At 33.3% G+C, this 10,816-nt stretch carries 9 protein-coding genes and 1 tRNA gene; all 10 read left to right on the forward strand.

What is annotated here, in order from left to right:
- The first annotated feature begins 1 nt into the window (after position 1).
- The 10 genes from L21TH_RS04715 (at position 2) to L21TH_RS04760 (ending at position 10,736) form a co-directional block, all read left to right on the forward strand.
- Positions 2-76: transfer RNA gene (locus L21TH_RS04715), tRNA-Gly, on the forward strand.
- Between the two features lie 977 nt (positions 77-1,053).
- Positions 1,054-2,583, forward strand: a complete 1,530-nt coding sequence (locus L21TH_RS04720) for a glutathione ABC transporter substrate-binding protein (protein WP_006310633.1) — start codon at positions 1,054-1,056, stop codon at positions 2,581-2,583.
- A gap of 124 nt (positions 2,584-2,707) precedes the next feature.
- A complete protein-coding gene (gene nikB / locus L21TH_RS04725) occupies positions 2,708-3,634 on the forward strand; it encodes a nickel ABC transporter permease (RefSeq protein ID WP_006310635.1) in 927 nt (308 codons plus the stop codon).
- A 38-nt stretch (positions 3,635-3,672) separates the two neighbouring features.
- Positions 3,673-4,581: an ABC transporter permease gene (locus L21TH_RS04730; protein WP_006310637.1), complete on the forward strand. Its 909-nt coding sequence runs from the start codon at positions 3,673-3,675 to the stop codon at positions 4,579-4,581.
- 20 nt (positions 4,582-4,601) lie between these two features.
- Positions 4,602-5,594 (forward strand): ABC transporter ATP-binding protein, encoded by a 993-nt coding sequence (locus tag L21TH_RS04735; RefSeq protein ID WP_006310639.1) that lies wholly within the window; start codon positions 4,602-4,604, stop codon positions 5,592-5,594.
- A complete protein-coding gene (locus tag L21TH_RS04740; RefSeq protein WP_006310641.1) occupies positions 5,594-6,559 on the forward strand; it encodes an ABC transporter ATP-binding protein in 966 nt (321 codons plus the stop codon). The genes L21TH_RS04735 and L21TH_RS04740 overlap by 1 nt, the downstream gene beginning before the upstream one ends.
- 479 nt (positions 6,560-7,038) lie before the next feature.
- A complete protein-coding gene (gene accB / locus L21TH_RS04745; RefSeq protein WP_006310643.1) occupies positions 7,039-7,500 on the forward strand; it encodes an acetyl-CoA carboxylase biotin carboxyl carrier protein in 462 nt (153 codons plus the stop codon).
- An 8-nt stretch (positions 7,501-7,508) separates the two neighbouring features.
- The gene (locus tag L21TH_RS04750) at positions 7,509-8,861 is read left to right on the forward strand and encodes an acetyl-CoA carboxylase biotin carboxylase subunit (RefSeq protein WP_006310652.1); all 1,353 of its coding nucleotides are present in this window, start codon (positions 7,509-7,511) and stop codon (positions 8,859-8,861) included.
- Between the two features lie 17 nt (positions 8,862-8,878).
- Complete coding sequence (accD, locus tag L21TH_RS04755) at positions 8,879-9,793, forward strand: acetyl-CoA carboxylase, carboxyltransferase subunit beta (RefSeq protein WP_006310653.1); 915 nt, start codon at positions 8,879-8,881, stop codon at positions 9,791-9,793.
- Positions 9,786-10,736 carry an acetyl-CoA carboxylase carboxyltransferase subunit alpha gene (locus tag L21TH_RS04760; protein WP_006310654.1) on the forward strand — a complete coding sequence of 317 codons (951 nt, stop codon included), beginning with the start codon at positions 9,786-9,788 and terminating at the stop codon, positions 10,734-10,736. The genes accD and L21TH_RS04760 overlap by 8 nt, the downstream gene beginning before the upstream one ends.
- Positions 10,737-10,816 lie beyond the last annotated feature (80 nt).

Here is a 10,816-nt window from a genome sequence, read left to right on the forward strand (position 1 = left end):
TGCGGAAGTGGCTCAGTGGTAGAGCATCGCCTTGCCAAGGCGAGGGTCGCGGGTTCGAATCCCGTCTTCCGCTCCAAGCATTCCTAAAGTTGACAAGAAGTCAGCTTTTTTTTATTGTATAAGAAAATATATTTACAGTATATGCTATAATCAAGCTATATACGGAGATTAGAGCATGGAGAAAATAATTGTATAACCTCAAGAGTATTTGACCAAAACCTAAGAACTAAGAGCTAGGAACTAAAAACTGAGACCTAAGAGCTGACTAAAAAGCTACTAACTACTTGCTACTAACCACTAACTAACAAATCGACGAAATCGACTTTGTTCTTGTATAAGAAAATATATTTATTAAAGGGAAGTACATTTAGTTATTCTGCAACTAACACGTTTTTTAGTACGTTTCTTTTTACGTTTTCTTTTACGTCTGCTTGCACGTTTTGTAATTTTACATTTTTAATTTTCAATTTTAATTGTTTTTGTTGTGCGTCTACTTCATCTAATTATTAATAAGGTTGCGACATTTACATTTATAAGCATATGACCATTGCAGTTGTCTGAAAATTTTAATGCACAATCATTAGTTTTTAAAAACATTATAGGATATAAATGCATACAAAGATAAATTCAGCAAAAAGTGATACAAACGTTGGAAAATGCAAGTTTAACATATATTTTAAAAATTTGTTTATATTTATATTACAAACATTTAAAAATGTGAATAGACGTGTAAATTTCAACGTTCATGTCAATGCAGGGGAGCTAGGCTGATAAAAATGCATTGAAACGCAGTGTTTTATTTGCTAAAATAACGATGTCGACATAAATCACGTTAACAAACCAAGCTGTGTTTGGCAAAATTGTTAGAAAATTCATCTCTTTTCAAACAATGCAGCTTTCTTAAAGCACAATGTCAATTCAACTTATTCGATGTTCTTATGTATTATTCGACAGCATAATTATACTTACTAGAGTTACATTTTTATTAGCTTTTATGCTAAGATTTATTCTATTAAAACATTATCAATTTTAAAGACAAGGGGAGGAAAACGTATGCCAAGAAACAAAAAATTAATTGTAGTAATCTCAGCTATTATGGTTTTTGCTTTAGCATTAGCAGGATGCGGGCAGAGCTCAAATGAGCAAGCAGGTGTTGAAAAAGATACATTAGTGGTTGCACAAAGTGCAGATGCAAAATCTTTAGACCCACATGCAACTAATGATTCAACATCATCAAATGTAGCTAAACAAATTTATAACACATTAGTAGAGTCTACTGAAGATATGGAAATAGTTCCAGGGTTAGCTAAAGAATGGGAACAAGTAGATGACTTAACATGGGAATTCAAATTAAGACAAGGTGTTAAATTCCACAATGGAGAAGAATTAAAAGCTAGTGATGTTAAGTTTACATTTGAAAGAATGCTTCAATCAAGTAAAGTAAGTCACATAGTTGAAGCGATTGATACAGTAGAAGTTGTTGATGATTATACTGTAAGAATTAAAACAAAAGAGCCATTTGGTCCATTATTAGCTCACTTAGCACACAGTGCATCTTCAATATTAAACGAAAAAGCTGTTAAAGAAGCTGGAGACAACTATGGACAAAACCCAGTAGGAACAGGTCCATTTAAATTCAAAAGCTGGCAAGCAGGTGACAATATAGTATTAGAAAGATTTGATGATTACTTCAGAGGACCATCTCAAATTAAACAAATAACTTATAGAGTTATTCCAGAAGGTACAAATAGAACAATCGCTCTTGAAACAGGAGAAGTTGACATAGCTTATGGTATTGAACCAATTGACCAAGATAGAGTAGCTAATCATGAAGATTTAGAATTATTAAAACAACCAGCATTAGCTATGTACTATGTAGGATTTAATGTAGAAAAAGAACCTTTTGATAACAAATTAGTAAGAAAGGCTATTAGCCATGCTATAAACACTGATGATATAATTGAAGCTGTATTAAATGGTGCCGGTGTTAAAGCAGTATCACCAATTGCACCAAGAGTATTTGGTTATAATGACCAGTTAGAAGGATATGAATACAATCCAGAAAAAGCAAAAGAGTTATTAAAAGAAGCAGGATACGAAAATGGATTTGAAACTAAGATTATGATTAGTGGTTCACAAGCTAATCAAATAGCACAGGTTGTACAAGCTCAGTTAAAAGAAGTTGGAATTGATGTAGCAATTGAACAAATCGAATGGGGAACTTATATAGATAAGACAGCTTCAGGAGACCATGAAATGTTCTTCTTAGGCTGGGGAACAGTTACAGCAGATGCTGACTATGGATTATATCCAATGTTCCACAGTGCATCAAAAGGAGCTGCTGGTAACAGATTCTTCTATGAAAATAAAGAGCTTGATGAGTTATTAGAAAAAGGTAAAACATCAACAGATCCAAAAGAAAGAGAAGAAGCTTATAAAAAAGCTCAAGAAATTATAGTTGACGATGCACCATTAGTGCCAACTCACTATAAGATTGAAACTGTAGGTATTCAAAAGAACGTAAAAGGATTTAAAATTCATCCAGCAGGACATCACAGTTTATACAATGTTCATTTTGAATAAAAAATAAAAAAGCTATGAGTGGGACCAATTAATGGTCCTGCTTTTGATTTCAAGAGTATTTTTAAAAAATATTAATAAAGTTATGACACAGCTTTAATTTTTACTAGTCGGAAGGAGGAATAAAATGGGTAAGTACATTGGACGTAGGTTATTACTACTTATCCCTGTATTATTAGGGGTTACATTTATAGTATTCTCAATAATGAGTTTCACTCCAGGTGACCCTGCTCAAATTATTCTTGGTGAGAGTGCTCCACCAGAAAAATTAGAACAGTTAAGAGAAGAGATGGGATTAAATGACCCATTTATTGTACAGTATTTTAGATTTGTAGGTAATGCAGTTAAAGGGGATTTTGGAAGGTCGTATACGTCAAATAGACCAGTTTTTGATGAGATATTTGCTAGATTCCCAGCAACATTAAAGTTAACAGTAGCAGGTATATTAGTTGCAATCATCATAGGTATTCCAGTAGGTATTATATCTGCAACTAGACAGTATTCATTATTTGATAATTTTAGTATGATTGGTGCATTATTAGGAGTTTCAATGCCTAACTTCTGGTTAGGACTAATGTTAGTGCTGATATTTGCAGTTACCCTTGGATGGCTACCATCAGGAGGAGATAATGGATTAAGTTCATTGATATTACCAGCAATAACATTAGGAACAGGTGCTGCAGCACTTATTACACGTATGACGCGTTCATCAATGCTTGAGGTTATCAGACAGGACTATATAAGAACAGCTAGAGCTAAAGGTGTTCATGAGAAAAAAGTTATCAACAAACACGCATTAAAGAACGCACTTATACCTGTTATTACTATTGTAGGTTTACAATTCGGTTATTTATTAGGTGGTGCGGTATTAACAGAAACTGTATTCTCGTGGCCTGGAGTTGGTAGACTTTTAGTAGATGCTATTAGACAGAAGGATACTCCAATGGTGTTAGCATCAGTTGTATTCGTTTCTGTAACATTCAGTATTGTGAACCTATTAGTAGATATATTATATGCTTACGTAGACCCAAGAATTAAGTCTCAATATAAATAAGACTAAACTTAACGAGGCTATGAAAAGGAGGTAATAGAATGGCGACAAATGTAGCCGTTAAAGATAAAGGTGCAGGGCAATCTAAGGTTAAGAGAAAGAAAAGAAGTCAATTGATGGAAGTTTGGAGAAGATTAAAAAAGAATAAAATGGCTATGGTTGGTTTAGCTATATTGGCGGTACTTGCTCTTACCGCAATATGTGCTGATTATATTGCTGATTATGAAGAAGTAGTTATTAAGCAAAATCTTAAAGAAAGATTACAGGGACCAAGTGCTGACCACTGGTTAGGAACTGATGAGTTCGGTAGAGATATATTTGCAAGACTTGTACACGGAGCTAGAGTATCATTAGCTGTTGGTATTATAGCAGTTGGTATATCAATATTAGTCGGAGGAATATTAGGTTCTATTGCAGGCTTTTATGGTGGTAAAATTGACAACGTAATTATGAGAATTATGGACGTATTCTTAGCTATTCCTAGTATTTTATTAGCAATTGCTATAGTAACTGCTTTAGGACCAAATTTAACTAACTTAATGATAGCGGTTGGTATATCTTCAGTACCACAATATGCAAGAATTGTAAGAGCATCAGTATTATCTATTCGTGACCAAGAGTTCATAGAAGCGGCTAGAGCTATCGGAGCAAGTGATTCAAGAATAATTTTCAAACACATAATTCCAAATGCATTAGCACCTGTTATAGTTCAAGGTACGTTAGGAGTTGCAGGAGCTATTCTTTCAACAGCAGGACTAAGCTTTATCGGACTAGGTATTCAGCCACCAGCACCTGAATGGGGTGCAATGCTTGCTGGAGGTAGAGCATATTTAAGATATGCATGGCACGTAACTACATTCCCTGGTTTAGCGATTATGATTACAATACTTGCGCTAAACTTCTTAGGGGACGGTTTAAGAGATGCTTTAGACCCAAGATTAAAGCAGTAGTATAGAAGGGAGTGCTTGAAATGAAGAATAATCAATTATTAAAAGTTAAGGGTTTAAACATTCAGTATATAACAGATGAAGGTGTAGTAAAAGCTGTTAATGATATAGATTTTGAACTTAAAAAAGGAGAAACATTGGGTCTAGTTGGAGAAACTGGAGCAGGAAAAACAACTACTGCATTAGGTATTATGAGATTAGTACCAAATCCTCCAGGAAAGATTATGGGTGGAGAGATAATCTTTGAAGATAAAAATCTATTAGAAATCTCTGAAGAAGAAATGAGAAGAATCAGAGGTAATAAAATATCAATGATTTTCCAGGACCCAATGACTTCACTAAATCCTGTTTTAACAGTAGGAGACCAAATAGCTGAGGTTATAGAAATACATCAGAACGTTTCAAGACAAGAAGCTATTAAAAAAGCTGGAGATATGTTAGAACTTGTTGGTATTCCAAAAGCTAGAGCAAATGACTATCCGCATCAATTCTCTGGTGGTATGAAACAAAGGGTTATTATAGCGATAGCGTTAGCATGTAACCCACAGCTTTTAATTGCTGACGAGCCTACTACAGCATTAGATGTTACAATTCAGGCTCAGGTTCTTGATTTAATGAATAATTTAAAAAATGAATTTGGAACAGCATTAATTATGATTACGCACGACCTTGGAGTAGTAGCAGAGGTTGCTGATAAAGTTGCTATTATGTATGCAGGAGAAATTATAGAGTACGGTCCAATCGAAGCTATATTTGAAAATACAAAGCATCCATATACAATGGGACTTTTTGGTTCTATTCCTAAGCTTGATGAAGATGCTGATAGATTAAATCCAATAAAAGGTTTAATGCCTGATCCAACAGATCTGCCAACTGGATGTAAATTCCATCCAAGATGTCCGTATGCTACTGAATTATGTGCTAAACAAGAACCTAAAGTTACTGACATTGGAAACGGACATAAAGTTAAATGTTTAATTCAAGAGGGTCTTGTTAATCCGAAGGAGGTAGAATAATGGCAGATAAAATTCTAGAGGTAAAGAACCTTAAGAAATATTTTAAAACTCCAAAGGGTATGCTACATGCAGTTGACGGAGTTAACTTCTCTATCGAAAGAGGAAAGACATTAGGAGTAGTTGGAGAATCAGGATGTGGTAAATCAACTACAGGAAGAGTGGTTTTAAGATTATTAGATGCTACAGATGGAGAAGTAATATTTGAAGGTAAAAACATATTAAATTATGATAAAAAGCAGATGAGAAAGCTTAGAAGAGAAATGCAGATTATTTTCCAAGACCCTTTTGCATCATTAAACCCAAGAATGACTGTTAGTGAAATAATAGCTGAGCCATTAATTATACACAATATTACAAAGGATAAAAAGGAATTAGATAAAAAAGTAGAAGAGTTAATGGAAACTGTTGGATTAGCAGAAAGACTTGTTAATGCTTATCCCCATGAGCTTGATGGAGGAAGAAGACAAAGAATCGGTATAGCTAGAGCATTAGCGTTAAATCCTAAGTTTATAGTATGTGATGAGCCCGTATCAGCATTAGACGTTTCAATCCAAGCTCAGGTTCTTAACTTAATGCAAGACCTACAAGATGAGTTAGGATTAACATATATGTTTATTACCCACGACTTATCAGTTGTTAAGCATTTCTCAGATGATATAGCGGTTATGTATCTTGGGCAGCTAGTTGAAAAAGCGTCATCTAAGGAATTATTCAAAAACCCATTTCATCCTTATACAAAGGCACTATTATCAGCTATACCAGTGGCAAGCTTAAAGCATAAAAAGGAAAGGATTTTATTAAAAGGTGAAATTACTTCACCAATCAATCCAGAACCAGGATGTAGATTTGCTAAGAGATGTCCTTATGCTAAAGATGAGTGCTTCAATAAGCAACCTGAACTAAGGGATTTAGGAAATGAGCATTTTGTGGCATGTCATTTTGTTGAAGAAATAAATAATTTGTAATATATAAAATCCGTGACAGAGAAAGGTACTCTGTCACGGATTTTTAGTTTTTAGATGTTTGCCAATCACTATTCGCCTTTCGTTAAGAACTGTAAACTAAATTTTTTCCTATCACCTAATAAATTTACTTAGTAGACTTAATCTATTTTGATTTGATAACTACAGTTAAGATATTGCATAAAAATAAAAAACGCTCATACACATAATAATTTGGATGTTTTTAAGCTGATAGCTAGCAGCTAATAGCCAGAAGCTTTCTTTCTCATCTCATACGTTCCTTTCTTCTTTTTTAGCATATATATTTGTATTTTTTTCTTTGTGCTTCTCTATTTTATAATTTTACATTTTACATTTTCAATTTTAAATTTCTAATAATTACCTTAAGTATAGTTTGCTAAACCTATTTCTTATATGTTATAATATAAACAGATTTTATTACCTGGTACTAAAACTAGACAATAAAGTGGGAGGAGTTAGTAGTGAATATAAAGGAAATAACAGAGTTGATATTAACTATTGATAAAACGAGCATACAAAAGGTTGAGATTGAAGAAAAGGATACAAGGATTAGTATTTCTAAATCAGCTGGCAATGAGCCTACATATGTAGAGGTAAATGATACGGAAATTAAAACTGCAAATATTCAACAACCTATAGAAGAAAAGATGGAAGAAATAGAAATAGCTGCAGTAGAGGAAGAGGATTTGTTTGTAGTTAAATCACCAATAGTAGGGGTTTATTATGAAGCACCAAGCCCAGGAGCAGACCCATTTGTAAAAGTAGGAGATAAAGTAAATGAAGGACAAACTCTGTGCATTATAGAGGCTATGAAGATAATGAATGAAATAGAAAGTGAAGTATCGGGCGAAATAGTTGAGATATTAGTAGAAAATGAAGAAGTTGTAGAATATGGACAACCGTTAATGAAAATTAGGAGGTAAGTTTACCTATGTTTAAAAAGATACTTATTGCCAACAGGGGAGAAATTGCAGTAAGGATAATAAGAGCTTGTAAAGAATTAGGAATACAAACAGTTGCAGTATATTCTGATATTGATAAAGATTCGCTACATGTGCATATGGCAGATGAGGCTATATGTATAGGTCCTGCTATTTCAACAAAGAGTTATTTAAAAATAGAGAATATAATAAGTGCTGCAAAGGCGACAAAAGCAGAAGCTATACATCCTGGATATGGTTTTTTATCTGAAAATCCAAAGTTTGCCCAAATGTGTGAATTACATGATATAAAGCTTATAGGACCAAAAAAAGAGCATATCGAAAAGATGGGAAATAAATCAGAGGCAAGAAAAACAATGATAGAAGCTGGTGTACCAGTAGTTCCAGGATCAGAGGAAGCTACTACTGAAGCAGACGAAGCTCTAAATATAGCTAGGGAGATAGGATTTCCTGTAATGATAAAGGCAGCAAGCGGCGGTGGCGGTAGAGGTATGAGAATAGTCTATGAAGAAAAAGATTTTATAAACAAGTTTAACATGGCTAAGTCAGAGTCTTCTGCTGCCTTTGGTGATGATTCTATGTATATAGAAAAATTTGTTGAGGAACCAAGACATATAGAGTTTCAAATACTTGCAGATGAACATGGAAATGTTATTCACTTAGGAGAAAGGGATTGTTCATTACAAAGACGTAATCAAAAGGTATTAGAAGAAGCACCTTGTGGAGTAATGGATGATGAACTAAGACAAAAAATGGGCGAGGCAGCATTAAAAGCAGCTAAAGCTGTTAATTATGTAAATGCGGGAACAATAGAATTTTTATTGGATAAATATAATAACTTTTATTTTATAGAAATGAATACAAGAATACAGGTTGAACATCCAGTAACGGAATTAATAACAAATGTAGATTTAATTAAAGAGCAAATTAAAATAGCAGCTGGAGAAAAACTTCAATTTACACAAAAGGATGTTAAATTCAATGGACATGCAATAGAATGTAGAATAAACGCTGAAGATATCATTAATAACTTCAGACCATCTCCAGGACTTGTAGAAGAGTATTTTGCTCCTGGGGGAAATGGAGTACGAATTGATAGTCATTTATATAGCGGATATAACATTCCAGCTACCTATGATTCTATGATAGGAAAGTTAATAGTATGGGGAAAAGACAGAAATGAAGCCTTAAATAGAATGAAAAGAGCTTTAGATGAAACTGTAATATTAGGTATAGAAACAAATTTAGAATTCCATAGACAGATACTAAACAATGAAAAGTTTATAAACAATAAAATCAATACTTCCTTTATAGAAAAAGAGATAATGAATAATGAACTATAATCGAGAGGTGAAAATACATGCTGCATGACCTTTTTCGAAAAGAAAAATATGCCACGATTAATATAAGTAAAGCTAAGGAAAGAAGTAAACCACCTGTCAGTAAGAAAAAAGAAGTAGATAAGAAAAAAAGCCAAGACTTTAATGAAGAATTATTTGTTAAATGTAAAAAATGTGGTGAACCTATACTAAAAGAAAATATGATAAATGATTTATATACATGTAATAAATGTGATTATCATTTTAGAATTAATGCTAGGGATAGGATAAACCTGATAGTAGATAAAGATTCATTTATAGAATATGATAAAGATTTACAATCAAGTAATCCACTAAATTTTCCTGAATATCAGAACAAACTCGATAAAGCAAAGAATAAGTCTAATGAAGTAGAAGGTGTAGTTACAGGAGAAGGAAAAATTAATGGAATTAAAACTGTAATATGTGTTATGGAGCCTAATTTTATGATGGGAAGTATGGGATGTGTAGTAGGCGAAAAAATTACCCGGGCAATAGAAAACGCTGTCGAAAAAAGATTTCCTTTGATTATATTTTCAGCTTCAGGTGGAGCCAGAATGCAGGAGGGTATATTGTCCCTTATGCAGATGGCTAAGACGTCAGCAGCATTGAGTAGATTATCAGATGAGGGCTTATTATATATTTCAGTTTTAACAGACCCAACAACTGGAGGGGTTACTGCTAGCTTTGCGATGCTTGGAGATATTATATTAGCAGAACCTGGAGCTTTGATAGGTTTTGCGGGCCCTAGGGTAATAGAACAAACAATAAGACAAAAACTACCTGAAGGTTTTCAAAGGTCAGAATTTCTAAAGGAAAAAGGTTTTATAGATAAGATAGTGCATAGAAGGGAATTAAAAGAAATGTTATACAAGATATTATATATTCATACATTAGGGGGTGGCAAAGATGAATAATCCCCTAGAGTTTGAAAGGCCGATATTAGAGCTTGAAAATAAGATAGAGGAATTAGAAAAGTTTGCATCAGATAACAATGTTAACTTAAACAGTGAAATAGATGTACTTAAAAATAAAGTTATAAACATGAAAGAAAATGTATATTCCAAATTGACTCCATGGCAAAAGGTTAAGTTAGCTAGATTGCAGGAAAGACCAACAACATTAGATTATATAGAAAGAATAATAACAGACTTTTTAGAATTCCACGGAGACAGACATTTTGCAGATGACAGTTCTATTGTAGGTGGGATTGGTTTATTTGATAACACACCTGTTACAGTAATAGGGCACCAGAAAGGGAAGGATACTAAAGAAAATATAAAGAGAAACTTTGGTATGCCCCATCCAGAAGGATACAGAAAGGCTCTAAGACTTATGAAGCAAGCAGAAAAGTTTAATAGACCTGTAATAATGTTTGTTGATACTCCAGGTGCCTTTTGTGGATTAGGAGCTGAGGAAAGAGGACAAGGAGAAGCAATAGCAGTTAATTTAATAGAAATGAGCAGATTAAAGACACCTATAATAGTTGTAGTTATAGGAGAAGGTGGTAGTGGTGGAGCATTAGCCCTTGGAATAGGAGATAGGGTGTGTATGTTAGAGCATTCTATATACTCTGTTATTTCACCAGAGGGACTTTCAAGCATACTGTGGAAGGATGCATCATTAGCAGAAAAGGCAGCGGACATAATGAAATTGACTGCTCAGAATTTATTTGAATTAAATGTTATAGATGAGATTATCAAAGAGCCTTTAGGTGGTGCACATAAAGATGTTGATTTTGTAGCTAGAAATATAAAGGAATATATTACTGAGGAACTAGTGGAGTTGCAAAACAAAGATATAAACATCATTTTAAATGAGAGATATGATAAGTTTAGGAAAATGGGTAAATGGAAGTAAATAACAACAAAATATTTACAAAATAACTTGACAAAAGAGGATTAATTTATTAATATAAATAAAAATATATATTGTTAGAT

The organism is Caldisalinibacter kiritimatiensis, assembly GCF_000387765.1.
GTDB lineage: Bacteria > Bacillota > Clostridia > Tissierellales > Caldisalinibacteraceae > Caldisalinibacter > Caldisalinibacter kiritimatiensis.